Consider the following 22,493-nt stretch of genomic DNA (forward strand, 5'->3'; position numbering starts at 1 on the left):
TCGGGTCGGCTTTTTTATTGCTCACTGACGCCCTCTCCTGCCCGCGCGCTGGCCTCATTTAGCGCAGGGAACTCCGCCGCAGCCGCTCCGGCCTGCGCATTCCCGCCAGCCCCGGCATTACTTCCTTCATTAATACCAGAAAGCGGCGCTCACGCCTGCCGCAGGTCAGGGCGGCGTTGCGCGCCACATAAATACTGTTTATGGACAGTGGCTGACGATCGGTCTTTCCGCCTCCGGCTTTGCTCCCGGCCTGCAGTCAAGCCTGCTGGCGCATCAGAGTCAGGTCTATAGCCTGGAGCCGCAGGCGAGAGGCCGACTCAACGCTCTGCTGTATACGATGGTGTTTGTCGGCATGGCGCTGGCCGGCCGGACGGGAGGGGGTGACGCTTTCCAGCGCAAGCGGAGCTATCGGCATGACGGGATAAGAGCGGCGGGCGGCGCGATGGCATAAAAAAATGCCCGCTCCAGGGTATCAGTGAAGCGGGCAGACAAAACATATCTGGTTTCAGGATATGTTTAAAACAGGTACATTGGCGGCGTTATCCCGCCGCACGACATTAAATTGTTGCCCTGCCGGGCGGCCATACTCAGCGATTAAACAGGAACAGCGACATCCCCTGCATATCGGTAAACGCCTTATAGGAGGCCTGCAGCGCGGCCTGCTGCATCACGTAGGCGGAGATGGTCTCATTCCAGTCAACGTTCACCAGATCGCTCATCTGCAGCTCCTGGCCTAAGGCCCGGTCCTCGCCCAGCGAATCCAGCTCATCCAGTTCGCTAAGCTGGGAACCCAGCTCCGCACGCACCGTAAGCACGTTATTCAGCGAGTTCCGCAGGCCGCGGTTGGTTTTATCAATCGCCGCCGCCGCATCCGCTTTCGCCGCCTCATCCCCGGCTACCGGTTTTTTCAGCGCTTCAATGGCGCTGTCCAGCATGGCGAACAGGTTGGTTTCCGAACTGCCGCCGTTCGGCTCCGGCACGGCGTTGCTGGTGATGGCGTTAAAAATGGCGTCGCCGGTATGCCCGACAACCATGCTGCGGGAGGCGTCCACCTGCTGGGTGATATTCTCACTGCCGCCGTTATAGGTGCCGTCCGCCTGATCGAAGGGGGCGCTGCCGGTTTTATAACCGGCAAAAACATAGCGGCCGTTGCCGTCGGTACTGTTCGCCAGGTTCATCAGTTGATCGCGGATGCCCTGCAAGTCGGTCGCCAGCGCGGCGCGGTCGTCATCGCTTAACGCGCCGTTGCCGGCGTTAACGATTTTCCCCTGCGCGGACTGAATGGCGGAGGTGACCCGATCCAGAATGCTCTCCTCCAGCGACACCCGCTGGGTGGCAAAGGTACGGGCCAGGGCGTACTGGCTGTTCTGCGCCTGAGACTGGGACAGCACCACCGCCTGGGAGGCGGCGACGGGGTCGTCAGAGGGGTTAATCACCCGTCTGCCGCTGTACATCTGCTCGCCGTACTTCATCCATTGTGCCTGATTGTTGGTGATGCCGCGCATATTCTGCTGATACATCATCTGGGTACTGATACGCATTATCCCACTCTCCCTTAGCGAATATTCAGCAGCGCATCGAACAGCGAGCTGGCCGTCTGCAGCACCTGGGCGCTGGCCATATAGAACTGCTGATAGTGAATAAGATGGCCATACTCTTCATCGAGATTAACGCCGGCGGAAGACTGCTGGTTTGCCGTCAGCTGCTCTACCACATCCTCCTGGGTTTCGCTGCTGGTTTTCAGCGTGGAGGTTTTGTTGCCGATATCGCTGACCAGCGTGGCCCAGGCGTCGTTAAAGGATTTCGACCCGCCGACGATCTTCTCTTTTTGCAGATCGAGCAGCGCCTGGCCGTTGCGGTTGTCACTTTCGCCCGAGTCCTTCTCAAACGCCATGGCGAGCTGCGACTCGTTGCGCACCAGCACCTTCATATCAATAACCGCGTCGCTGACGGGCTTGACGACAAAGCTGTCATTCCTGTCGGCGTCGCCAGAAACGGCGATCTTCATGCCGTCAAACTCCAGCTTGCCGTCGCTGCCCGGCGTGACGGTAAAGGAAGTATTATCCGCCAGCCGCGTGACCTGCCAGGCGCTGCCGTCGTAGACCAGCTTGTAGTCGGTGGCCTGCACCTGTTTGCTGTTGCTGATTTCGGGCGTCAGTACCGCACTGCCGCCGTTCTTCGCATTGCCGATAGCGGAGGGCTTGCCGAAAGCAAAAAAGTCGCCGCCATCGTCTCCGTTGGCGTCCACCCCCTGCTTATGCTGGGCGTTAAACGCATCGGCGAAGGCCAGCGCCATCTGGCCCAGCGCGTTACGGGTCTGGTCGAGATCCTCAGAGCGGAACTTCAGCAGCCCGCCGAGCGATCCGTTGGTGATGAACTTTTCCGGGATTTCAATATTGCCGGCAGCGCTGTCGACAAAGGCGACGGTAGTACGCGAAGGATCGGCATTAGAGGGCACGGCGGCAAGCTGGTTGGCCCTGTCGCCCTGCACCAGCGAATAGCCGTTGGCCATCGTCACGTTGTAGGTGCCGCCGTCCTGAACGTTGACCTCCACGCCGACGATGGTGTTCAGCTCGCTGACCAGCTGATCGCGGCGGTCCAGCAGATCGTTCGGCGCAACGCCGCCGCCCACCCCGGTCAACCGGGAGATCTGATCGTTAAGGTTGGCGATCTGCTTGCTGTAGTTGTTAATCATCTCCACGTTGGAGACGATCGCCGTATTGATCTGTTTCTCCTGATCCCGCAGATACCGATCGGTGGTGATGAACTGGTTGACCAGACCGTCGGCCTTGCCGATCACCGCCTGGCGCGCCGCCGGATCTTCCGCGTTGCTCACCAGCGTCTGCAGGCTGCTGAAAAAATCCTGCATATAGGTAGAGAGCGAGCTGGTGGAGCTGGAGAGCAGATTATCAATTTTTGACATCTGCTCATACTGCGTGGTCAGCCCGCTGCTCAGATTCTGCGCCGAGCGCAGCTGGTTGGTAATAAAAGCATCATACTCGCGCTGAACGCCGGCGACGTAGACACCGTTGCCCATCCAGCCCGCCGCGCCAAGGGTGCTGTTCGCCTGTCCCAGGATCGTCGTCTGACGAGTGTAGCCCGCGACTTTAAAGTTGTTGATATTATTACTGGTGGTCATTAACGCCGCCTGGGCCGCGTTCAGTCCGCTCATCGCGCTATTCATCAAGCTGGACATCGAGGTTCCTCTTAATCCTTTAGTTACGGTTTATTATCGGCAGCCCGTCTCTGAACTTGAGCGTTTTAAAACAGATTATCGAGACCGGCGGCGTAGGTTTTACTCACTCTGTCGCTCATTGACTTTAGCTGTTGGATCAGGCCGGTCAGCTTACGCGAATAGTGGGGATCGGTGGCGTAGCCCGCCTCCTGCAGCGCCTGTGCCCCCTGCTCGGCGGTGGCGGCGGTGGCTACCGCGGCATAGCGCGGATTGCGGGTCAGCAGACCCACATAGTCCGACAGCCCCTCCAGATAAGAGCGGTAAACGCGGAACTTCGCCTTCACCTTCTTCGCCACGCCGTTCTCATACTCAGTGGTGGCGATCTCCGTTACCGGCCCCTTCCATCCGGGGGACGCCTTAATGCCGAAGAGGTTATAGCTCGGCTCACCGTTTTCCCGGCGGATCTGCCGCTGTCCCCAGCCGGATTCGAGCGCCGCCTGCGCCAGGATCAGGTGGTGCGGCACGCCGCTCTGCTCGCTGGCCAGCCGCGCCGGTAGCGACAGCCGGGCCAGGAAGTCCTTACTGTCGCCGGACAGCGCCACGTCGCCCCGCTCCGGCGCTTTGGGTATCGCCCTGCGCACCGTCTGCGCGAGGGTCTGGTTCTGATAGCTGACGATCCTCTCCGGCGAGAACGTCATCGGCGTCTGCACCACATCGGGCGATGCTTGCCCCGGTGCCAGCTGTTTTACCATCATGTCCGCCAGCCCCAGCCCCTTGCCCGCGGTCATCTGTTGAGCGATCTGCTGATCGTACAGGCTGGTGTATAGCCGGGTTGAATCGCTGCTGAACAGGCCATCCTTCGGCAGCGCTTCGCGCATACTTTTCAGCATCATCTGGACGAACATGCCTTCAACCTGGCGGGCGACCGATCGGATATTACCCGCCTGATCCTGGCCCGCCCGGGTCTTCAGCTCGTTAAGCGACCGGGCGTCCCAGGCGGCGCTGGCCAGCAGCTTGCTGTCGTTAATCATCAGATAATTTCCAGCCTGGCGCGCAGGCAGCCGGCGCTCTGCATCGACTGCAGAATCGACATCAGGTCCATCGGCGTCGCCCCCAGCGCGTTCAGCGCCCGCACCACGTTGTTCAGGTTGGCGCTGGAGCGCACGCTCTGCAGCGAGCCGCCGCTCTGGCGCAGATCGATCTGCGTTTGTGGCGTGACCGTCGTCTGTCCGCCGGCAAACGGCGTATCCGGCTGGCTGACGTTGGCCTGGCGGTTGACCGTCACCGACAGGTTGCCCTGGGCGATGGCGCAGCTGTCGAGGGTCACTTCGCGGTTCATGACCACCGAGCCGGTGCGGGAGTTAATGACCACCTTCGCATCCTGGGGAGTCATCTTCACTTCAATGTTCTGGATATCGGCGAGGAAACGCACCTGGGAGCTGTTGCCGCTTGGCACATTAACCTGAACGGTGCGCGCGTCCAGCGCGATGGCGCTGCCGTAGCCCCGCGCGCGGTTGATGGTATCGGCGATCTGCTGGGCCAGCGCAAAGTCTTCATTATTCAGCTGCAGATTGAGGGTGTTGCCGGTGCCGAACTGGCTCGGCAGCTCGCGCTCTATCACCGCCCCGTTGGTAATCCGCCCGCCGTTGAGCTGGTTGATCTGCACGCTGCTGCCCCCGGCGGAGGCACCCGCCCCGCCGACCAGAATATTGCCCTGGGCCAGCGCGTAGACCTGGCTGTCAACTCCTTTCAGCGGCGTCATCAGCAGCGTCCCGCCGCGCAGGCTCTTGGCGTTGCCCATTGAGGAGACCACCACGTCGATGGTCTGCCCCTGGCGGGCAAACGGCGGATAGCTGGCGGTAACCATCACCGCCGCCACGTTTTTCAGCTGCATATTCGTACCGGTCGGCACGGTGATCCCCAGCTGCGACAGCATGTTGTTAAGGGTCTGGGTGGTGAACGGCGTCTGGGTGGTCTGGTCCCCGGTGCCGTCCAGCCCCACCACCAGACCGTAGCCAATCAGCGAGTTTCCGCGCACCCCCTGCACGCTGGTCAGATCGCGGATCCGATCGGCGTGCGCCAGGGCGGCGGCGAGGATCAGGATAATTCCGGAAAGCACTTTCAACACGGGATACCTCGCTTACATCGGCGACAAGTTAAGGAAGAAACGCTGCAGCCAGCCCATATTCTGCGCCTCATTGATGTAGCCGCTGCCGACGTACTCAATGCGCGCGTCCGCCACCTGAGTTGACGGCACGGAGTTACTGCCGCTGATGGTGCGGGGATTAACCACCCCGGAGAAGCGGATAAACTCGGTGCCCTGGTTAATGGCGATCTGCTTCTCTCCCACCACGTGCAGATTACCGTTGACCAGCACCCGATCGACGGTGACCGTCAGGGTGCCGCTGAAGGTGTTGCTGGCGTTGGCTCCGCCCTTGCCGTTAAAGCTGCTGTTGCCGGAGGCGCTGACGTCCGCCCGTCCGTTGCCGAAGAGCCCCTGCAGATAGCGCGGCACCGTATCAAAGCCGAAGCCGCTCTTGCCGTCGCGGCTGGCGTTGGCGGAGGAGCTTTTGCTGGCGCTGACGTTTTCCTGCAGGACGATGGTCAGCGTGTCGCCGATATTGCGCGGCCGCCGGTCTTCAAACAGCGGCTGGTAGCCATAGTTGATCGGCTGCGCCGACTGGAAGATAGAGCCGTTCGCCACCGGCATCGGGCCGGGCACGGGCTGTGCCGTGGTCGCGCCCTGCACCAGCGGCGTGGAGGGTATCCAGGCGCATCCTGACAGCGACACCGCCAGCAGGGCGAAAATCGGGTAAGCGTGCACAGCGTTTTTTTGCATGGCCTTCATCTTCAAAATCAGGGTGCCGGCGAGGTACTCCCCGCCGGACAGCGCCTCACAGTTGCGTCAGTTTCTGCAGCATCTGATCGGAGGTCGATACCGCTTTGCTGTTGATTTCGTAAGCGCGCTGAACCTGAATCATATTCACCAGCTCTTCCGCGACGTTTACGTTAGAGGTTTCCACATATCCCTGGGTGAGCAGCCCGGCTCCGTTCAGCCCCGGCGTACTTTCGTTCGGCGCGCCAGAGGACTGGGTTTCCACGTAGAGGTTTTCGCCGATGCTCTCCAGGCCGGCATCGTTCATAAAGGTCGTCAGGTTAATCTGGCCGACCTGCACCGCCGCCGCCTGCCCCTGCTGGGTCACGCTGACGATGCCGTCACGGCCGATGGTAATGCTCTGGGCGTTCGCCGGCAGGGTAATGGCCGGCTGGACCTGGAAGCCGCCGGAGGTGACCAGCTGGCCGTTCTGATCGACCTGAAACGAGCCGTCGCGGGTATAGGCCGAGGTGCCATCCGGCAGCATGACCTGAAAGAAGCCCTGGCCCTTAATGGCGACGTCCTTACTGTTGTTGGTCTGCACCAGGTTGCCCTGGCTGTGCAGCCGCTCGGTGGCCACCGGACGCACGCCGGTGCCCAGCTGCAGGCCGGTAGGCAGGACGGTCTGCTCTGAAGACTGAGCGCCGGGCTGGCGAATCGTCTGGTAGAGCAGATCTTCAAACACCGCGCGCTGACGCTTAAAGCCGTTGGTGCTGACGTTGGCCAGGTTGTTGGCGATAACGTCCATGTTGGTTTGCTGGGCGTCCAGACCGGTTTTGGCGATCCATAATGAATTGATCATAACGTGTCCTGTATTAACTCATCGACAGCAGCTGGTTTGCCCGCTGCGCGTTTTCATCGACGCTGCTGATAACCTTCATCTGCATTTCAAAGCGGCGGGCGTTGGCGATCATATCGGTCATCGCCGCGGCCGCGTTGACGTTGCTGCCCTCCAGCACGCCCGACATCACGCGCACGGAAGGGTCGGCGGCCAGCGCCGGACCGCGGGTGGCCTGCGCCGCCTCGGTCAGACGAAACAGGCCGTCATCGCCGCGCTGGACCTCGCTGCCTTCGGCCTTGACCAGCTTCAGCCGTCCGACCGGGGCGACGGTATTTGGCGCATCGCCCGGAGTCAGCGCCGAAATCGTGCCGTCGGCAGCGATGGTGATCTCCGCGCCTTCCGGCACCGCGATCGGACCGGCTTCGCCGATAACCGGATGCCCCTGAATGGTCAGTTGGCCGGTTGGTCCCACCTGGATGTTACCGTTGCGGGTATAGCCTTCGCTTCCGTCGGCGGTCTGCACCGCCAGCCAACCGTCCTGCTGCAGCGCCACGTCCAGCGGGCGCGAGGTATAGTCCATTCTTCCCGGCGTCATATCCGCCCCCGGCGTGGAGGCGGTCACCAGGGTCCGCGTCGGCAGGGAAAGCCCCTCAACCGGAACCGCGCGCAGGGCGTTCAGCTGGCCGCGAAACCCCGGCGTCGAAACGTTCGCCAGATTATTTGCCGTTACCGCCTGCTGGTTCAGCGTCTGGCTGGCCGCGCCCATGGCGGTATAAATTGCGTGATCCATTAAGCTATCCCGTCAGGCGTTTAGCGCAGGTTAACCAGCGTATTGAGGATCTGATCCTGGGTTTTAATGGTCTGGGCGTTCGACTGATAGTTACGCTGCGCCACGATCATATCCACCAGCTCTTTACTCAGGTTGACGTTGGAAGCCTCCAGCGCGCCGTTGGTCAGCGTGCCGAAGTTGCCGGTGCCCGCCGTACCCAGCAGCGCCACGCCGGAGGCCTGGGTTGCTGACCAGACGTTATTCCCCTGGGAGGAGAGACCTTCGTTATTGGCGAAGTTCGCCAGCACGATCTGCCCCAGCACCTGGGTCTGCTCATTGGAGTAGTTACCGACTACGGTGCCGTCGTCATTAATCTGATAGCTCACCAGATCCCCCGGCTTATAGCCGTCCTGGCGGGTGGCCACGATGTTGTTGGCCCCGGTGTTCTGCTGCATGGAGTTAAGAAAGCTCAGGGAGAAGCTGGCCGGATCGGCACCGTTGATCTCCCCGGTGGTAATGTCGATACCGGTTGGCCATGCGGCGGCGGGCGGCACCGGAACCGCATCGGTCGCCCCGGCGCTGATGCCTAAAAAGGCACCGTTTTCATTAAAGCGCATAAAGCCCGCGGACTGAGGAGCTTCGCCGGTGGTTGAATCCTGGGTGTAGACCTCCCAGGTGTTATCGCTGTTTTTGACATAGAAGATGTTCATGTCATGGGCGTTACCCTGGCTGTCGAAGACGGTGACGGTGCCCTTTTTGTTATAGGTATCGGCATCGCTGGCGTTGAACGGCGTTTTTTCCGGTACTTTGTCCGTGGAGTTGAGGTTGATCTGCATCGAGGCGCTGGTGGTCGCCCGCGCGGCCATCAGGGTGTTGGGAATGGTGATCGGGCCGGGGTTCGCCCCCTGCTGAATGGTTGGCGGCGTACCGGCGGCCGGGTAGCCGGTCAGCTGCAGCCCCTGCATATTCACGATATTACGGTTTTCATCGAGCTTGAACTGCCCGTTACGGCTGTAGTAAACGGCACCGTTGCTGTCCACCAGGCGGAAAAATCCGCTCTGGCTAATGGCGACGTCCAGCCCGCGGCCGGTGTTGGTGGTGGTGCCATCGGTGAAGTCCTGGGTGATCCCGGCCACTTTAACCCCCAGCCCCACCTTCGAACCGGCGAACATATCGGCGAACGAGGCGGTGCCCCCTTTAAAGCCGTAGGTGGCAGAGTTGGCAATATTGTTGCCGATAACGTCGAGGTTGGTGGATGCAGCGTTCAATCCGCTAACTGCTTGTGAAAAAGACATGTCTAACTCCTTTAGGTGTGAAGGCTCAGAGGATCTGCCGAACTTCGTCGAGGGTGGTGGTGCCGTAGGTGCCCAGATCAAGGGTATTGCCGTCCTTGCCGCGGATCACCCCCTGCACCAGCGCAAACTGCAGCGGCTGCGCCACCAGCGGCGTTCCGCCCTTGGTTGCGGTAATGGAGACGTTATAAGCCCCGTTGGGTGCTTCGCCGCCATCCTCCAGGGTGCCGTCCCAAGTGAAGCTATGCACACCCGCCTTCAGCTCGCCCAGCTCAATGGTCCGCACCACCCTGCCGTCCTTATCGCTAATGGTGACGGTGACTTTTTCCGCGCTCTGCTGCAGCTCAACGCCAAACGGCGTGGTTGAAACAACCGCCCCCTCCTCCGTGCCTTTGCCCGCCAGGATGGTGGTTCCCGGAATCATGACGCCGTGGCCGATCAGGGAGCTGGCCTGCAGCGCCTGCCCGTTGTCGATTTGTCCCGAGATAGATCCCAGGGTGGTATTGAGTTTCTCGATGCCGCTGACGGTGCTGATTTGCGCCAGTTGGGTGGTCAGCTCATTGTTCTGCATCGGGTTAGTGGGGTCCTGGTTCTGCAGCTGAGCGACCAGCAGCGTCAGAAAGCTGCTTTGCAGATCCGCCGCGCTGCTGCCGGTCAGCGAGCCGCTGCCGGTGGCTCTCATTCCGGTATTAGTGGGATCGTTAAGGTTTACTGCGATGGACATTCGCGCCTCCTTTACTGGCCAAGTGTCAACGTTTTAAGCATCATGCTTTTCACGGTATTAAGGACTTCAACGTTTGCCTGGTAGCTGCGCGAGGCCGACATGGTGTTAACCATCTCTCCCACCACGTCCACGTTTGGCATTCTGACGTAGCCGTTGGCGTCCGCCAGCGGGTTGCCCGGCTCATAGACCAGCTTGTCCGGAGCCTGGCTTTCGACGACCTCTGTCACCTTTACCCCGCCGGTTGCCGCTCCCGGCGCGGCGTCCATCTGAAAAACCACCTGCTTAGCGCGATACGGCTGACCGTCCGGCCCCGCCACGCTATCGGCGTTCGCCAGGTTGCTGGCCGCCACGTTCAGCCGCTTGGACTGCGCGGTCAGCGCCGAACCGGCGATATCAAAAATATTCAACAGCGCCACGGCTTAGTTTCCTCCCTGCAGCACGCTCATCATGCTTTTAATCTGTCCGCCCAGCACCGTCAGCCCGGTCTGGTATTTCACGCTGTTATCGGCGAACTGCGTCCGCTCGCGATCCATGTCGACGGTATTGCCGTCAAGGGAGGGCTGGTCAGGAACGCGCCAGAGCAGCTCCATCGACGGAGCGGCAATGGCCCTGGCGGGAATATGCTGTGCGGAGGTCAGGGTCAGCGAAACGCCGTGGGTTTCCTGCCGACCGTTCGCCATCACTTTTTTTAATTCACTGGCAAAGTCAATATCGCGCGCCTGGTAGCCCGGCGTATCGGCGTTAGCGATATTGGCCGCCAGCACTTCCTGGCGGCGAGCGCGAAGATTCAGCGCTTCCTGTTGAAAACGTAGGGTGGCATCAAGCTTATCGAGCATCTCTCCTCCGCAGATGTCAAAATACAGCCGACAGCTTAAAGCCCCTTACGCGCGCGTTATCGCCAGAATAAGCGCAAAATGGGTCGCTATTTATTGCGTTGATGGCTGCCCCGGGCGCGTAAAATCTTGTTATCACGCCACGTAAGGGGATCGCCATGCGAAAATTACAACGCGCCATCGCCGTCGCGGCGCTGCTGGTCAGCCCTCTGGCGATGGCTCAGGGACTGCAGGCGCAGCTTGACGAACTCTTTGCCCGCCGCCTGGCGGGGGTTAGCGATGAAGTCACGGTGACCGTCCGCAGCGCGCCGAATCTCCTGCCGCGCTGCGAGCGGCCCGAGCTGAGCGTCACCGACGGTACAAAGCGGTGGGGCAACATCAGCGTGCTGGCGCGCTGCGCCAACGAAAAACGCTATCTGCAGGTGAACGTGCAGGCGACTGGCCGCTATGTGGTGGCCACCGCCTCCGTTGCCCGCGGTGCGAGGCTGGGCGCGGAAAACGTCGCGCTGAAGCGCGGGCGGCTGGATCAGCTGCCGCCGCGCACGGCGCTGGATATCGCACAAATTCAGGACGCGATAAGCCTGCGCGACCTTGCGCCGGGTCAGCCGGTGCAGCTTACCCTGCTGCGTCAGGCGTGGCGCGTAAAGGCAGGGCAACGGGTACAGGTGGTGGCCGGCGGAGAGGGCTTTCGGATTAACGCCGAGGGCCAGGCGCTGAATAACGCCGCGGTGGCGCAAAGCGCCCGCGTACGGATGCAGTCGGGGCACATCGTGAGCGGAACCGTCGACGCTGACGGGAATATTCTGATTAACCTGTAGCGGGTTAAAGATTTTTCAGTAGCTGCCGATAGAGTGTTAACCAGCTGATATTGACTGGTCGCTACAGCATAAACCTCAATGAGGAAAAGATAATGAGCATTGACCGTACTTCGCCTTTGAATCCCGTTAGCCCGGTTCAGCCGCGAGAAAACAGTGATACGCAGGTACAGAAAGCGCGTCAGGAAAAAACCCCTGCCGCCACCAGCACCAGCGTAACGTTAAGCGACGCGCAGGCAAAGCTGATGCAGCCGGACGTTGGCGATATCAATATGGAGCGGGTGGAGATGCTGAAGACGGCAATCCGCAGCGGCGAGCTGAAAATGGATACCGGCAAAATCGCCGATGCGCTGATCCGCGAAACCCACAGCTATCTGCAGGATAACTAACGCAATGAGCAGATTGTCAGAGATCCTGGACCAGATGTCGGCGGTGCTGAACGACCTGAAAATAGTGATGGACGCCGAGCAGCAGCAGCTTGCCGTCGGCCATATTAACGGCAGCCTGCTCCAGCGCATCACGGAAAATAAAAGCACGCTGCTGGCGACGCTGGACTACCTTGAGCAGCAGCGGCGTCAGCAGCAGCAGGCGCACCCCGACGCCGACGCCGGGGTGGCCGAACGCTGGCAGGAGATTACCGAAAAAACGCAGCACCTGCGCGATCTCAACCAGCACAACGGCTGGCTGCTGGAGGGGCAGATCGCGCGCAACCAGCAGGCGCTCGCCATTCTGAAACCGCATCAGGAACCGGCGCTGTACGGCGCGAACGGGCAGACCGCCTCCGGGCATCGCGGCGGTAAAAAAATCGCCATCTGACGCCGGGGCGGCGGACGGCGCTTATGCCGTCCGGCGTACAAACTCTTTTAGCTTGAATCCCAGCGCCGCCAGCGCGGCGAAGTAGACCCCAGCCCCCACGACCACCACCGCCATCAGACGCAGCAGCCGCCACGGCATACTTCCCTGCGCCCACGCCGGCATAATATGCAGCATTACCGCCAGCACCGCCGCCATCACCAGCACCGCCGCCACCAGGCGGAGCAGAAAGCGTCCCCAGCCCGGCTGTGGGGTAAAGATGCGCTGTTTGCGCAGCTGCCAGTAAAGCAGAGAGGCGTTAAGACAGGCGGCAAGACCTATCGACAGCGACAGCCCGGCGTGCTTCAGCGGCCCGATAAAGGCCAGGTTCATCAGCTGGGTCACAATCAGGGTCACGATGGCGATCTTCACCGGCGTTTTAATATCCCGCCGGGAGTAGAAGCCCGGTGCCAGCACCTTCACCACGATAAGCCCCAGCAGCCCCACCGAGTAGGCGACCAGCGCTCGCTGGGTCATCAGCGCGTCAACGGCGGTAAATTTACCGTACTGGAACAGCGACACCGTCAGCGGCCCGGAGAGAATGCCCAGCGCCACGGTACAGGGCAGCGCCAGCAGGAAGCAGAGGCGCAGGCCCCAGTCCATCAGCTGGTTATACTCCTGCTGATTGCCGCTGGCGAAGCTCTTCGACAGCGAGGGCAGCAGAATCGTCCCCAGCGCCACCCCCAGTACCCCGGAGGGGAACTCCATCAGGCGGTCGGCGTAGTAGATCCACGAGATGGAGCCGGTGGCGAGAAACGAGGCAAAAATGGTGTTAAGAATCAGGGAGATCTGGCTGACCGAAACGCCAAGAATGGCTGGCCCCATCTGCTTTATCACCCGCACAGCTCCCGCGTCGCGGAAGCTGATACGCGGCAGCACCAGCATCCCTATCTTCTTCAGGTGCGGAAGCTGATAGCCCAGCTGCAGCACGCCGCCGACGATGACCGCCCAGGCAAGCGCCAGCACCGGCGGGTTAAAGTACGGCGCGGCAAACAGCGCGAAGCCAATCATGCTGATATTCAACAGCGTCGGCGCGAAGGCCGGAATAGAGAAGCGGTTCCAAGTATTGAGGATCGCCCCGGCCAGCGAGGCCAGCGAAATCAGCAGAATATAGGGAAAAGTGATCCGCAGCAGCTGCGCGGTCAGGGCCAGTTTATTGGGTTCATCGGTAAATTTCGGCGCGGTCATAATGACGACCCAGGGCGCGGCCAGCACGCCCGCCACCGTGACCAGCGCCAGCGCCAGGGTCAGCAGTCCGGAGACGTAGGCGACAAACAGCCGCGTCGCCTCCTCGCCCTGCTTGCTCTTATACTCGGCAAGGATCGGCACAAAGGCCTGGGAAAACGCCCCTTCGGCAAAAATACGCCGCAGCAGATTGGGCAGCCTGAACGCCACGAAGAAGGCGTCTGTCGCCATCCCTGCGCCAAAAATTCGCGCAATAATCGCGTCCCGGGCAAAGCCGAGCACGCGCGAAAACAGGGTCATCGAGCTGACGGCCGCCAGCGATTTTAATAAATTCATCTTTTTATGCATCCGGTCTCCGGCGGTTGCAGAACCGTCGGAGAGCGCTGGTTATCTGTAAGATAAAGCTTAACTTTATGCGGACATACCTGGCCTGAATCATTCGCCCCGCGATTAAACCGCGCGGCTTACGCCGCTCAGGGCGCTCCCGCAGATGAAAGCGCCGTGGGAATGCGCCCGATCCGCGGCCATACCGCCCGGCGTGCCGGGTATAGTACCTGGATTCCGCCGAATTACTACCGTGAGATGTTACAAGGGCTTATTCGCTTACGGCGTCGCACCACAGGGGTTCCACCATCCGCTGCGCCGCCTGCTCCCCCGCCGTCGGCTATCGCTCTTACGCTGGCCGCCAGCGTTCGCCATCGCCCAGCCCGACGACGCCGATACAGCGTTTTTCCCCCTATTCTCCCGAAGGCGGCAGCAGCGAGTCGAGGCGCTGCTTCAGGGCGCTAACCTCCGCCTCCAGCGCCGCCACGCGCGCCTGCAGATCGTCAGGGGCCGCCTGGGGTGCCTGCGCGGCGAAGGCCTGGGCGTCCACCGCGCCGCAGAACAGGTGCATATAGCGGCTTTCGCGCTTGCCCGGCTCCCGGGGCAGGCGAATCACGTACGGGCCGTCTTCACGGGTCGCCAGCCGCTCCAGGGTGCTCTCCACTTCCGCCATATCGCTGAATTCATGCATCCGCGAGGCGCGGCTGCGCAGTTCGCCCGGCGTCTGCGCCCCGCGCAGCAGCAGCGTGGTCACCAGCGCCACCTCCGCCGGGCTGAGCTTCAGATCGCCAAACTCTGAGTTGCAGAAACGCTGCTCATATTTGGTCACGCGGTTGCCAAAGCCGCTGACGGTGCGCAGAAAATGGCGCTTCAGCAGCGTATCGAGATGCTCCTGAACCTCGCGTTCAGTGAGATTCATCACCGGCTCGCGGTTGGTTTTCTGGTTGCAGGCGCTTACCACGCCGTTGATCGACAGCGGATATTGCTCCGGCGTCGTCACCTGTTTTTCCAGCAGGCAGCCAATTACGCGCGCTTCTGCGGCAGTCAGTTCATATTTCATGAGTTTTTCCTTAACGTCCAGGCGTCCAATCCGTTGCGGTCAGCGCCGTCAGCACATGGTCGCGCCACTGGCCGTCGATCAACAGATAATTTTTTGCGTAACCCTCTTTTTCAAATCCGAGGCGCGCCAGCAGGTCGCCGCTGCGCTTATTGTGCGGCATATAGTTAGCCATAATGCGGTGGATGTGCTGGGTGCGCTGCATATAGCGGATGGCGGCGGTCAGGGCCTCGTGCATCATGCCCTGTCCCTGCCACTTCTGCCCGATAGAGTAGCCGAGATAGCAGGCGTGAAAAGAGCCGCGCACCACGTTAGAAAAGTTGGCCACGCCGATGACCTCTTTCTCCTCGGGATCGAGCAGCGCGAAATAGAATGCGGCCCCCTGCTTATGAAACTCACCAATCATGCTCAGACGCGCCTGCCAGCCGGAGGGGTAACAGTGGCTTTCATCGCGAATGGGTTCCCAGGGCTTTAAAAATTGACGATTCTCTGCGTAATAGTCTGCCAGACGCCAGGCATCACGCTCATGCACCAAACGTACGACCAGCCGGTCGGTGGTTAAGCGCACTTTGGGCACGTTACTGCGATAGCCAAACATTCTACATCTACTCCTTTTCGTAACGTCTTAATACGCAGGCCTTACTATACCTGCATGGACAGGTTCTGTGAAAAACGCAAATCGTGAATAAAAAATATTATTCTGCCGGGGGATGGGAAAAGAGGCAACGACACCGCACAATAGAAAGTGTTTAACTCAAAGCTATTAATTCAGGCCCCCGCAGCCTGAAGCACTTTCCCGGAGGGGGAAATGTCGCACGTTTCGCAGGCAAGGAGCCTGGGTAAATATTTCCTGCTTATTGATAATATGCTGGTGGTGCTCGGCTTCTTCGTGGTCTTTCCGCTGATTTCCATTCGCTTTGTCGATCAGATGGGCTGGGCGGCGGTGCTGGTCGGTATCGCCCTCGGTCTGCGCCAGCTGATTCAGCAGGGGCTGGGCATTTTTGGCGGGGCCATCGCCGACCGCTTCGGCGCGAAGCCGATGATTGTTACCGGCATGCTGATGCGCGCCGCCGGCTTTGCCACGATGGGGATCGCTCAGGACCCCTGGCTGCTGTGGTTTTCCTGCTTTCTCTCCGGCCTCGGCGGCACGCTGTTCGATCCGCCGCGTACGGCGCTGGTGGTCAAGCTGATTCGTCCGGCCCAGCGGGGGCGTTTTTTTTCGCTGCTGATGATGCAGGACAGCGCCGGGGCGGTGATCGGCGCGCTGCTGGGGAGCTGGCTGCTGCAGTATGACTTCCGCCTGGTGTGCGCCGCCGGGGCCGCTCTGTTTGTGCTGTGCGCGGCCTTTAACGCCTGGCTGCTTCCGGCGTGGAAGCTGTCTGGCGTGCGCACGCCGGTGCGCGAAGGCATAGGGCGGGTAATGCGCGACCGGCGCTTTGTCACCTATGTTCTGACGCTGGCGGGCTACCATATGCTGTCGGTGCAGGTGATGCTGATGCTGCCGATCATGGTGAACGATATCGGCGGTTCACCGGCCCCGGTGAAGTGGATGTACGCCATTGAGGCCTGCCTGTCGCTGACCCTCCTCTACCCCATCGCCCGCTGGAGCGAAAAGCGCTTCCGCCTTGAGCATCGCCTGATGGCCGGCCTGCTGCTGATGACGCTGAGTATGCTCCCCATTGGCCTGGCCAGCAGCCTGCAGCAGCTGTTCACCCTGATCTGCACCTTTTATATTGGCTCGATTATCGCCGAACCGGCGCGGGAAACCCTCAGCGCGTCGCTGGCAGACGCCCGGGCGCGCGGCAGCTATATGGGCTTCAGCCGGCTGGGACTGGCCCTCGGCGGTGCCCTTGGCTACATCGGCGGCGGCTGGCTGTTTGACCTCGGTAAACTGCTCCGACAGCCCGAGCTGCCGTGGCTGATGCTTGGCGCTATCGGCATAGCGACCTTTTTCGCCCTCGGCTGGCAATTCAGCCCGAAGCGCCCGCCGCGCGGAATGCCGGAGCCGGGAGCCTGATTTGATACCTGTCGGCGACTCCTCCATACTGAACGGGAACGCACAGCCAATGGAGGAGTACCGTGAAGCTTTATATCTACGACCACTGCCCTTTCTGCCTCAAAGCCCGTATGATTTTCGGCCTGCGAAATATCCCCGTTGAGTCGATTGTTCTGCAAAACGATGACGAAGCCACCCCGGTTAAGATGATCGGCCAGAAAATGGTGCCCATCCTGCAGAAAGACGACAGCCGCTATATGGCGGAGAGCATGGATATCGTCCATTACGTCGACCGGCTCGACGGCACGCCGCTGCTCACCGGCAAACAGAACCCGGACATCGCCGACTGGCTGCGCAAAGTTAACGGCTACGTTAATCAGCTGCTGCTGCCGCGCTTCGCGGAAGCGGCCTTTGATGAATTCTCCACGCCCTCGGCGCGCCGCTACTTTACCGTTAAAAAAGAGGCGGCAATCGGCAGCTTTGCCGACCATCTCGCCCATTCGGCGGGGCTGATTAAAAAGATTAGCGACGATCTGCGCGCGCTGGACAGGCTGATTGTCAAACCCAACGCGGTCAACGGCGAGCTGTCTGACGACGATATTCATCTGTTCCCGCTGCTGCGCAACCTGACGCTGGTGGCCGGCGTCAGTTGGCCAACGCGGGTCGCCGACTATCGGGACAATATGGCAAAACAGACGCAAATCAATCTGTTATCATCTATGGCGCGGTAAGGGCCGCTGGCGGCGTCGCCGCCAGTTTCAGTTTTATCTGCTGGCGTTGTTCCTCTGAATGCCGCATGATGCCGGGCGTCAGGATAGAGGCGATATGTTAAGGAAACCGATGAAAAAGCTATTTTTCGCCGCGGCGCTGGTCGTCGGCGGCCTGCTGGTTGGTTGCAACCAGCTTATGCAATACACGATAAGTGAACAGGAAATCAACCAGGCGCTGGCAAAACGTAATAACTTCTCCAAAGATATCGGCCTGCCCGGCGTAGCGGACGCGCATATCGTACTGACCAACCTCACCAGTGAGATTGGCCGCGAGGAGCCGAATAAAGTGACGCTGACCGGCGATGCGCGGCTCGATTTGAACTCTCTGTTCGGCAGCCAGAAAGCGACCATGGCCCTGAAACTCAAGGCGCTGCCGGTGTTTAATCAGGAAAAGGGAGCCATCTTTCTGCAGGAGATGGAGGTGGTGGACGCTACCGTTACGCCGGCTAAAATGCAGTCGGTGCTGCAGACGCTGATGCCCTACCTCAACCAGTCCCTGCGCAACTATTTTAACCAGCAGCCGGCGTATATTCTGCGTGAAGACAGCAGCAAAGGCGAGGCGCTGGCGAAGAAGTACGCCAAAGGCATTGTGGTGAAGCCGGGGGAGATCGTTATCCCCTTCACGGAGCAGCCTGAGTCCCCTAAATAAGGGGCGGAGCCATCCTGCCACTCAGAACCACAGGGGCGCATCAGCGCCCTTTTTTTCGTGCAAACGCCAGGGTTTCCGCTTATCCTTGGTTTCCGGCAAAAAGCCCCCACCAGCCGGAGCATATTGATGACAGCACCCACCCAGACCTTAACAATTCGCCGCCCGGACGACTGGCACCTTCACCTTCGCGATGGTGAAATGCTAAAGGCCGTCGTCCCCTGGACCAGTGAAATTTACGCCCGCGCCATTGTGATGCCGAATCTGGCACCGCCGATATCCACCGTGGATGCGGCTGTCGCCTACCGCCAGCGTATCCTTGACGCAGTTCCCGCCGGACAGGATTTCACGCCGCTGATGACCTGCTATCTGACCGATTCACTGGATCCGGACGAACTGGAGCGCGGCTTTCGCGAGGGCGTGTTTACCGCCGCCAAGCTCTATCCGGCCAACGCCACCACCAACTCCAGCCACGGCGTGACCTCCGTTGAGGCCATCATGCCGGTGCTGGAGCGCATGGAAAAGCTCGGGATGCCGCTGCTGATCCACGGCGAAGTTACCCATGCGGATATCGATATTTTTGATCGCGAGGCGCGCTTTATCGAAACGGTAATGGAGCCGCTGCGTCGCCGCCTCAGCGCCCTGAAGGTGGTGTTTGAGCATATCACCACCAAAGACGCGGCCGACTATGTGCGTGAGGGCAGCGAGCGGCTGGCCGCCACCGTTACCCCGCAGCACCTGATGTTTAACCGCAACCATATGCTGGTCGGCGGCGTGCGTCCGCATCTCTATTGCCTGCCGATCCTTAAGCGCAACGTGCATCAGCAGGCCCTGCGCGAGCTGGTGGCCAGCGGCTTCAGCCGCGTATTTCTCGGCACCGACTCCGCCCCTCACGCCCGCCACCGGAAAGAGTCCGGCTGCGGCTGCGCGGGCTGCTTCAACGCGCCCACGGCCCTGGCCTGCTACGCCACCGTCTTTGAGGAGATGAACGCCCTTGCGCACTTTGAAGCCTTCTGCTCGCTGAACGGGCCGCGCTTTTATGGCCTGGCGGTTAATGAAGGTACGGTAACGCTGGTGCGCGAAGCGCAGAAGATACCGGAGCAGATCCCCCTTGCCGATGACACGCTGATCCCTTTCCTCGCCGGAGAAACGGTGGGCTGGACGCTAAAAAACTAAATTAATCAGAGCCGCCTGTTGTCACCGGTCGAATTTACCTGTATAAATAACCAGTAAATTCAACAGGGGGCCTGACATGCGTATTGAAGTCACCATAGCCAAAACATCACCGCTACCTGCGGGCGCAGTCGACGCGCTGGCAGGCGAGCTATCCCGCCGTATTCACCACTATTTTCCAGACAACGATGGCAACGTCACCGTACGTTACGCCACCGCGAACAGCCTGTCCGTCCTTGGCGCAACCAAAGAAGATAAAGCGCGCATTAGCGAGATCCTGCAGGAAACGTGGGAAAGCGCCGACGACTGGTTCATTACCGATTAATCCACACCGACTTTTTATTTATTAACCTGTTCTTTGCCGTGATGTTTTGCCGGGTCGCCCCGGCTTTTTTATTCTATTCATCTGATAATTATTTTGCTTAATTTAAATTAATTTATACCCTAAATAATTCGAGTTGCAGGAAGGCGGCGACGCAGAGAATCCCCAGGAGCTTACTGGAGTAAGTGACTGGGGTGAGCGAATAAAGCCAACGCACATGCAACTTGAAGTATGACGGGTATATTCCGGGCTAAATAATTTACCTTACGATATATACCCTAAATAATTCGAGTTGCAGGTCAAAACGCTGCGCTTTTTGAACGGCCGCAGGCTGGCCCCGAAGGGGTGAGGCCTTCAGGCCGAATCACGCGGCGACGCAGTGGCAAATTCGTCAGGAACGAATTTGAACAGCCGCAGGCTGCCGCTGATGACCAACATAAAAAAGAGCACGGACGCTCCCCTCGCCCCTCGGGGGAGGGAGGAAAGCGGCCCTGATGCACTTTTACGCAGGTTTTTCAGCAATCTCCATAATCCCCGGGAGCTTACCGGAGTCGGTGACCAGGGCGAGCGAGGGCAAAACGGCTAAGCCAATTTGAACGCCGCCAGAGGCGGCCCCTCAGGGTGAGGCCCGGGGCGGAATAACTGCGCGCCGTCGCGGCGGCAGCCTGCGGTATAACGAGGCGACCAACGGCTATATTGAGATGCTGTTTATATTTTCACCGCTACTACAAAATAATTGCACAAGTTAGTAAAAAATAATGAAGAAACTGCCGCTTAATTGTGCACATAATTCTTAAAATGGTTAAATTTGTGCTTTTTCCCCTTTAAAGTTCCGGTGAATAGCCTTATCTATTGTATACTGAACTTGCTTCAGGAAAATACACGCAGAACCTCGAAAACCGTTGTCTTGTAACACGTATAAGGGGGCATGATGGAAAAAAATAAAGAAGTTATTCAAACTCATCCGCTCGTAGGATGGGACATCAGCACCGTTGACAGCTATGACGCGCTGATGCTGCGTTTGCACTACCAGACCCCGAATCGTCCTGACCCGGAAGGGACCGAAATCGGTCAGACGCTCTGGTTAACAACTGATGTTGCCAGACAATTCATTTCGATATTAGAAGCCGGCATCGCCAAAATTGAATCCGGTGATTACCAGGTAAATGAATATCGGCGTCATTAGCGCCGCGTAACCTTAGGTCAAATTGTTCAGGCCGTACCGTGACGGCAAGCAAAGCCCCGTTTCGTCCGGCGCAATAATGTCTCTACCCGTTATACCTCTGGCTGCATGTGGGTTAGCTTTTGGTTACTCATTTTAACCCTGAGACTGACCCTGACGGGGCGGCGTCGTCTCACTGACACCGTCTGCAGCCTGAAAACGCCGGACAACTGACCATCCTAAGGCACCGTTCAGGTGCCTTATCTTTTTGCGGGTTGTATATATCCTGTCACTTATTTACCCTGCATCAATCGCGATAGCAGAGAGAAGCTAATGAAGTACGACCTGATCATAATTGGCAGCGGATCGGTTGGCGCGGCCGCTGGATACTATGCCACCCGCGCCGGGCTGAAAGTGCTGATGACGGATGCCCATATGCCGCCGCATCAGCAGGGCAGCCACCATGGCGACACCCGTCTTATTCGCCATGCCTATGGCGAAGGCGAGAAATATGTGCCGCTGCTGCTGCGCGCGCAAGCCCTGTGGGATGAACTTTCTGCCCTTAGTGAAGACCCCGTCTTTGTGCGCTCGGGAGTCCTGAATCTGGGACCTGCCGACTCCCCATTTCTGGTCAACGTGGCCCGCAGCGCGGCGCGCTGGCAGCTCAACGTCGAACCGCTGGACGCCGTCGCCGTGGCGGCACGCTGGCCGGAGATCCGCCTGCCGGAAAACGCTGCCGCCCTTTTTGAGGCCGACTCGGGTTTCCTGCGCAGCGAGCTGGCGATCAAAACCTGGGTCCGACTGGCGCAGGAGGCTGGCTGCGCGCAACTGTTCAACTGTCCGGTTACCGCGATGCATCACGACGGTGACGGGGTGGTCGTCGAAACGGCCGACGGCCGCTATCGGGCGCAGAAAGCGCTGGTCAGCGCAGGTACCTGGGTTCAGGCGCTGGTGCCCGATCTGCCCGTTCAGCCGGTGCGTAAAGTCTTCGCCTGGTATCAGGCGGACGGCCGTTACGACACAAAAAATCATTTTCCCGCCTTCACCGGCGAACTTCCCAACGGCGATCGCTATTACGGCTTTCCGGCTGAAAATAACGCGCTGAAAATCGGTCGGCACAGCGGCGGCCAGCCCATCCGCTCGCCGGAGGAGCGCCGTCCGTTTGCCGCGGTGGCCAGCGACGGCGCGGAGGCCTTCCCGTTCCTGCGTAGCGTGCTCCCCGGCGTCGGCTGCTGTCTGCGCGGCGCGGCCTGTACCTATGACAACACGCCCGATGAAGATTTTATTATCGACACTCTGCCGGGGCGCGAAAATACGCTGATTATTAGCGGTCTGAGCGGCCATGGCTTTAAGTTCGCCCCGGTGCTGGGAGAGCTTGCTGCGGCTTTCGCCTGCGATAAGCCGACCGATTTCGATCTGTCGCCCTTCCGGCTAAGCCGCTTCGCCCGCTGACCGCCCTGCGGCCCCGCTGTCGGGACCGCGTTACTGGAAATGTAAACCATGCGCCGCCTGTTTCATTATCTGATTAATAATATTCGCGAGCACTTCATGCTGTGGATCGTTCTCTGGTCGCTGCTGGCGATTATGGATATCGCCTGGCTCTGGTTTTTTTCATAAACCAGATGACCCAGCCTTTTTAAGCGGGATAATTTGAACAATACGCCTTGCCTTAACCTTCTGTCGCAAGCCGATAAATCTTCTTTTTCAGCGAATTAGCTGATGATAACCGGCTAACTTATTCA

General features: G+C 59.7%; 25 protein-coding genes and 1 pseudogene. 12 read left to right on the plus strand and 14 right to left on the minus strand.

All coding sequences use genetic code 11. From position 1 onward, the window contains the following. Nucleotides 1-196: 196 nt before the first annotated feature. Nucleotides 197-376: pseudogene (locus GJV78_RS23580) on the plus strand (MFS transporter); the annotation flags it as partial. A gap of 211 nt (nucleotides 377-587) precedes the next feature. Here the strand turns inward: GJV78_RS23580 and flgL are convergent. The 11 genes from flgL to flgB form a co-directional block, all read right to left on the minus strand. Beyond that, nucleotides 588-1,541: a flagellar hook-associated protein FlgL gene (flgL, locus tag GJV78_RS09850; protein ID WP_155108177.1), complete on the minus strand. Its 954-nt coding sequence runs from the start codon at nucleotides 1,539-1,541 to the stop codon at nucleotides 588-590. Nucleotides 1,542-1,555: 14 nt separating this feature from the next. Next, on the minus strand, nucleotides 1,556-3,196 hold the full coding sequence (flgK, locus tag GJV78_RS09855) for a flagellar hook-associated protein FlgK (protein ID WP_155108178.1): 1,641 nt from the start codon (nucleotides 3,194-3,196) through the stop codon (nucleotides 1,556-1,558). Between the two features lie 65 nt (nucleotides 3,197-3,261). Continuing rightward, nucleotides 3,262-4,206: a flagellar assembly peptidoglycan hydrolase FlgJ gene (flgJ, locus tag GJV78_RS09860; RefSeq protein WP_155108179.1), complete on the minus strand. Its 945-nt coding sequence runs from the start codon at nucleotides 4,204-4,206 to the stop codon at nucleotides 3,262-3,264. Further along, nucleotides 4,206-5,303 carry a flagellar basal body P-ring protein FlgI gene (locus GJV78_RS09865; protein WP_167519493.1) on the minus strand — a complete coding sequence of 366 codons (1,098 nt, stop codon included), beginning with the start codon at nucleotides 5,301-5,303 and terminating at the stop codon, nucleotides 4,206-4,208. Before GJV78_RS09865 ends, flgJ begins: the two co-directional genes overlap by 1 nt. Before the next feature lie 12 nt (nucleotides 5,304-5,315). Beyond that, nucleotides 5,316-6,014 carry a flagellar basal body L-ring protein FlgH gene (locus GJV78_RS09870; RefSeq protein ID WP_155108180.1) on the minus strand — a complete coding sequence of 233 codons (699 nt, stop codon included), beginning with the start codon at nucleotides 6,012-6,014 and terminating at the stop codon, nucleotides 5,316-5,318. A gap of 55 nt (nucleotides 6,015-6,069) precedes the next feature. Further along, nucleotides 6,070-6,852: a flagellar basal-body rod protein FlgG gene (gene flgG / locus GJV78_RS09875; RefSeq protein WP_155108181.1), complete on the minus strand. Its 783-nt coding sequence runs from the start codon at nucleotides 6,850-6,852 to the stop codon at nucleotides 6,070-6,072. Between the two features lie 13 nt (nucleotides 6,853-6,865). After that, on the minus strand, nucleotides 6,866-7,621 hold the full coding sequence (locus GJV78_RS09880; protein WP_155108182.1) for a flagellar basal body rod protein FlgF: 756 nt from the start codon (nucleotides 7,619-7,621) through the stop codon (nucleotides 6,866-6,868). 20 nt (nucleotides 7,622-7,641) lie between these two features. Continuing rightward, nucleotides 7,642-8,895, minus strand: a complete 1,254-nt coding sequence (flgE, locus tag GJV78_RS09885; protein WP_155108183.1) for a flagellar hook protein FlgE — start codon at nucleotides 8,893-8,895, stop codon at nucleotides 7,642-7,644. A gap of 25 nt (nucleotides 8,896-8,920) precedes the next feature. Further along, the gene (gene flgD / locus GJV78_RS09890; protein ID WP_155108184.1) at nucleotides 8,921-9,616 is read right to left on the minus strand and encodes a flagellar hook assembly protein FlgD; all 696 of its coding nucleotides are present in this window, start codon (nucleotides 9,614-9,616) and stop codon (nucleotides 8,921-8,923) included. A gap of 11 nt (nucleotides 9,617-9,627) precedes the next feature. Next, the gene (flgC, locus tag GJV78_RS09895; protein ID WP_167519494.1) at nucleotides 9,628-10,032 is read right to left on the minus strand and encodes a flagellar basal body rod protein FlgC; all 405 of its coding nucleotides are present in this window, start codon (nucleotides 10,030-10,032) and stop codon (nucleotides 9,628-9,630) included. Nucleotides 10,033-10,035: 3 nt separating this feature from the next. Further along, the gene (gene flgB, locus GJV78_RS09900) at nucleotides 10,036-10,452 is read right to left on the minus strand and encodes a flagellar basal body rod protein FlgB (RefSeq protein ID WP_155108185.1); all 417 of its coding nucleotides are present in this window, start codon (nucleotides 10,450-10,452) and stop codon (nucleotides 10,036-10,038) included. A 155-nt stretch (nucleotides 10,453-10,607) separates the two neighbouring features. Between flgB and flgA the strand changes: the two genes are divergently transcribed. The 3 genes from flgA to flgN all read left to right on the plus strand — a co-directional run bounded on the left by flgA (nucleotide 10,608) and on the right by flgN (nucleotide 12,080). Then, nucleotides 10,608-11,267, plus strand: a complete 660-nt coding sequence (gene flgA / locus GJV78_RS09905) for a flagellar basal body P-ring formation chaperone FlgA (RefSeq protein ID WP_155108186.1) — start codon at nucleotides 10,608-10,610, stop codon at nucleotides 11,265-11,267. A gap of 92 nt (nucleotides 11,268-11,359) precedes the next feature. Next, nucleotides 11,360-11,653 (plus strand): flagellar biosynthesis anti-sigma factor FlgM, encoded by a 294-nt coding sequence (gene flgM, locus GJV78_RS09910; protein ID WP_155108187.1) that lies wholly within the window; start codon nucleotides 11,360-11,362, stop codon nucleotides 11,651-11,653. Between the two features lie 4 nt (nucleotides 11,654-11,657). Continuing rightward, nucleotides 11,658-12,080, plus strand: a complete 423-nt coding sequence (gene flgN, locus GJV78_RS09915; protein ID WP_155108188.1) for a flagella biosynthesis chaperone FlgN — start codon at nucleotides 11,658-11,660, stop codon at nucleotides 12,078-12,080. Between the two features lie 21 nt (nucleotides 12,081-12,101). Here the strand turns inward: flgN and murJ are convergent, their stop codons facing one another. The 3 genes from murJ to rimJ form a co-directional block, all read right to left on the minus strand. Continuing rightward, nucleotides 12,102-13,637 (minus strand): murein biosynthesis integral membrane protein MurJ, encoded by a 1,536-nt coding sequence (gene murJ / locus GJV78_RS09920; RefSeq protein ID WP_155108189.1) that lies wholly within the window; start codon nucleotides 13,635-13,637, stop codon nucleotides 12,102-12,104. Between the two features lie 400 nt (nucleotides 13,638-14,037). Further along, nucleotides 14,038-14,685, minus strand: a complete 648-nt coding sequence (locus GJV78_RS09925; protein ID WP_155108190.1) for a YceH family protein — start codon at nucleotides 14,683-14,685, stop codon at nucleotides 14,038-14,040. 10 nt (nucleotides 14,686-14,695) lie between these two features. Beyond that, nucleotides 14,696-15,280 (minus strand): ribosomal protein S5-alanine N-acetyltransferase, encoded by a 585-nt coding sequence (gene rimJ, locus GJV78_RS09930; RefSeq protein ID WP_155108191.1) that lies wholly within the window; start codon nucleotides 15,278-15,280, stop codon nucleotides 14,696-14,698. Nucleotides 15,281-15,490: 210 nt separating this feature from the next. Here rimJ and mdtH point away from each other — a divergent pair, with 210 nt between their 5' ends. The 8 genes from mdtH (at nucleotide 15,491) to GJV78_RS09970 (ending at nucleotide 22,368) form a co-directional block, all read left to right on the plus strand. Continuing rightward, nucleotides 15,491-16,699: a multidrug efflux MFS transporter MdtH gene (mdtH, locus tag GJV78_RS09935; RefSeq protein ID WP_155108192.1), complete on the plus strand. Its 1,209-nt coding sequence runs from the start codon at nucleotides 15,491-15,493 to the stop codon at nucleotides 16,697-16,699. A gap of 62 nt (nucleotides 16,700-16,761) precedes the next feature. Beyond that, nucleotides 16,762-17,409 carry a glutaredoxin 2 gene (grxB, locus tag GJV78_RS09940; RefSeq protein ID WP_167519495.1) on the plus strand — a complete coding sequence of 216 codons (648 nt, stop codon included), beginning with the start codon at nucleotides 16,762-16,764 and terminating at the stop codon, nucleotides 17,407-17,409. Nucleotides 17,410-17,518: 109 nt separating this feature from the next. Next, nucleotides 17,519-18,097 (plus strand): lipoprotein, encoded by a 579-nt coding sequence (locus tag GJV78_RS09945; protein ID WP_155108193.1) that lies wholly within the window; start codon nucleotides 17,519-17,521, stop codon nucleotides 18,095-18,097. A 126-nt stretch (nucleotides 18,098-18,223) separates the two neighbouring features. After that, complete coding sequence (pyrC, locus tag GJV78_RS09950) at nucleotides 18,224-19,270, plus strand: dihydroorotase (RefSeq protein WP_155108194.1); 1,047 nt, start codon at nucleotides 18,224-18,226, stop codon at nucleotides 19,268-19,270. A gap of 76 nt (nucleotides 19,271-19,346) precedes the next feature. Further along, on the plus strand, nucleotides 19,347-19,592 hold the full coding sequence (gene dinI / locus GJV78_RS09955; protein WP_155108195.1) for a DNA damage-inducible protein I: 246 nt from the start codon (nucleotides 19,347-19,349) through the stop codon (nucleotides 19,590-19,592). A 928-nt stretch (nucleotides 19,593-20,520) separates the two neighbouring features. Further along, on the plus strand, nucleotides 20,521-20,775 hold the full coding sequence (bssS, locus tag GJV78_RS09960) for a biofilm formation regulator BssS (RefSeq protein ID WP_155108241.1): 255 nt from the start codon (nucleotides 20,521-20,523) through the stop codon (nucleotides 20,773-20,775). 309 nt (nucleotides 20,776-21,084) lie between these two features. Continuing rightward, nucleotides 21,085-22,203 (plus strand): N-methyl-L-tryptophan oxidase, encoded by a 1,119-nt coding sequence (solA, locus tag GJV78_RS09965; RefSeq protein WP_155108196.1) that lies wholly within the window; start codon nucleotides 21,085-21,087, stop codon nucleotides 22,201-22,203. Nucleotides 22,204-22,251: 48 nt separating this feature from the next. Continuing rightward, nucleotides 22,252-22,368: a YceO family protein gene (locus tag GJV78_RS09970; protein ID WP_155108197.1), complete on the plus strand. Its 117-nt coding sequence runs from the start codon at nucleotides 22,252-22,254 to the stop codon at nucleotides 22,366-22,368. Nucleotides 22,369-22,493 lie beyond the last annotated feature (125 nt).

It is taken from the genome of Intestinirhabdus alba, from assembly GCF_009711095.1.
In the GTDB taxonomy this organism is placed as follows: Bacteria; Pseudomonadota; Gammaproteobacteria; order Enterobacterales; family Enterobacteriaceae; genus Intestinirhabdus; species Intestinirhabdus alba.

Excerpts from the sequence above, each read along its gene's own strand:
- flgB (WP_155108185.1), bottom strand. The coding sequence starts at position 10,452 with ATGCTCGATAAGCTTGATGCCACCCTACGTTTTCAACAGGAAGCGCTG.
- dinI (WP_155108195.1), top strand. The coding sequence starts at position 19,347 with ATGCGTATTGAAGTCACCATAGCCAAAACATCACCGCTACCTGCGGGC.
- flgA (WP_155108186.1), top strand. The coding sequence starts at position 10,608 with ATGCGAAAATTACAACGCGCCATCGCCGTCGCGGCGCTGCTGGTCAGC.
- flgE (WP_155108183.1), bottom strand. The coding sequence starts at position 8,895 with ATGTCTTTTTCACAAGCAGTTAGCGGATTGAACGCTGCATCCACCAAC.
- bssS (WP_155108241.1), top strand. The coding sequence starts at position 20,521 with ATGGAAAAAAATAAAGAAGTTATTCAAACTCATCCGCTCGTAGGATGG.
- flgL (WP_155108177.1), bottom strand. The coding sequence starts at position 1,541 with ATGCGTATCAGTACCCAGATGATGTATCAGCAGAATATGCGCGGCATC.
- GJV78_RS09970 (WP_155108197.1), top strand. The coding sequence starts at position 22,252 with ATGCGCCGCCTGTTTCATTATCTGATTAATAATATTCGCGAGCACTTC.
- flgM (WP_155108187.1), top strand. The coding sequence starts at position 11,360 with ATGAGCATTGACCGTACTTCGCCTTTGAATCCCGTTAGCCCGGTTCAG.
- GJV78_RS09945 (WP_155108193.1), top strand. The coding sequence starts at position 17,519 with ATGAAAAAGCTATTTTTCGCCGCGGCGCTGGTCGTCGGCGGCCTGCTG.
- rimJ (WP_155108191.1), bottom strand. The coding sequence starts at position 15,280 with ATGTTTGGCTATCGCAGTAACGTGCCCAAAGTGCGCTTAACCACCGAC.
- flgG (WP_155108181.1), bottom strand. The coding sequence starts at position 6,852 with ATGATCAATTCATTATGGATCGCCAAAACCGGTCTGGACGCCCAGCAA.
- pyrC (WP_155108194.1), top strand. The coding sequence starts at position 18,224 with ATGACAGCACCCACCCAGACCTTAACAATTCGCCGCCCGGACGACTGG.
- GJV78_RS09925 (WP_155108190.1), bottom strand. The coding sequence starts at position 14,685 with ATGAAATATGAACTGACTGCCGCAGAAGCGCGCGTAATTGGCTGCCTG.
- mdtH (WP_155108192.1), top strand. The coding sequence starts at position 15,491 with ATGTCGCACGTTTCGCAGGCAAGGAGCCTGGGTAAATATTTCCTGCTT.
- flgK (WP_155108178.1), bottom strand. The coding sequence starts at position 3,196 with ATGTCCAGCTTGATGAATAGCGCGATGAGCGGACTGAACGCGGCCCAG.
- flgJ (WP_155108179.1), bottom strand. The coding sequence starts at position 4,206 with ATGATTAACGACAGCAAGCTGCTGGCCAGCGCCGCCTGGGACGCCCGG.
- flgD (WP_155108184.1), bottom strand. The coding sequence starts at position 9,616 with ATGTCCATCGCAGTAAACCTTAACGATCCCACTAATACCGGAATGAGA.
- murJ (WP_155108189.1), bottom strand. The coding sequence starts at position 13,637 with ATGAATTTATTAAAATCGCTGGCGGCCGTCAGCTCGATGACCCTGTTT.
- GJV78_RS09870 (WP_155108180.1), bottom strand. The coding sequence starts at position 6,014 with ATGCAAAAAAACGCTGTGCACGCTTACCCGATTTTCGCCCTGCTGGCG.
- GJV78_RS09880 (WP_155108182.1), bottom strand. The coding sequence starts at position 7,621 with ATGGATCACGCAATTTATACCGCCATGGGCGCGGCCAGCCAGACGCTG.
- solA (WP_155108196.1), top strand. The coding sequence starts at position 21,085 with ATGAAGTACGACCTGATCATAATTGGCAGCGGATCGGTTGGCGCGGCC.
- flgN (WP_155108188.1), top strand. The coding sequence starts at position 11,658 with ATGAGCAGATTGTCAGAGATCCTGGACCAGATGTCGGCGGTGCTGAAC.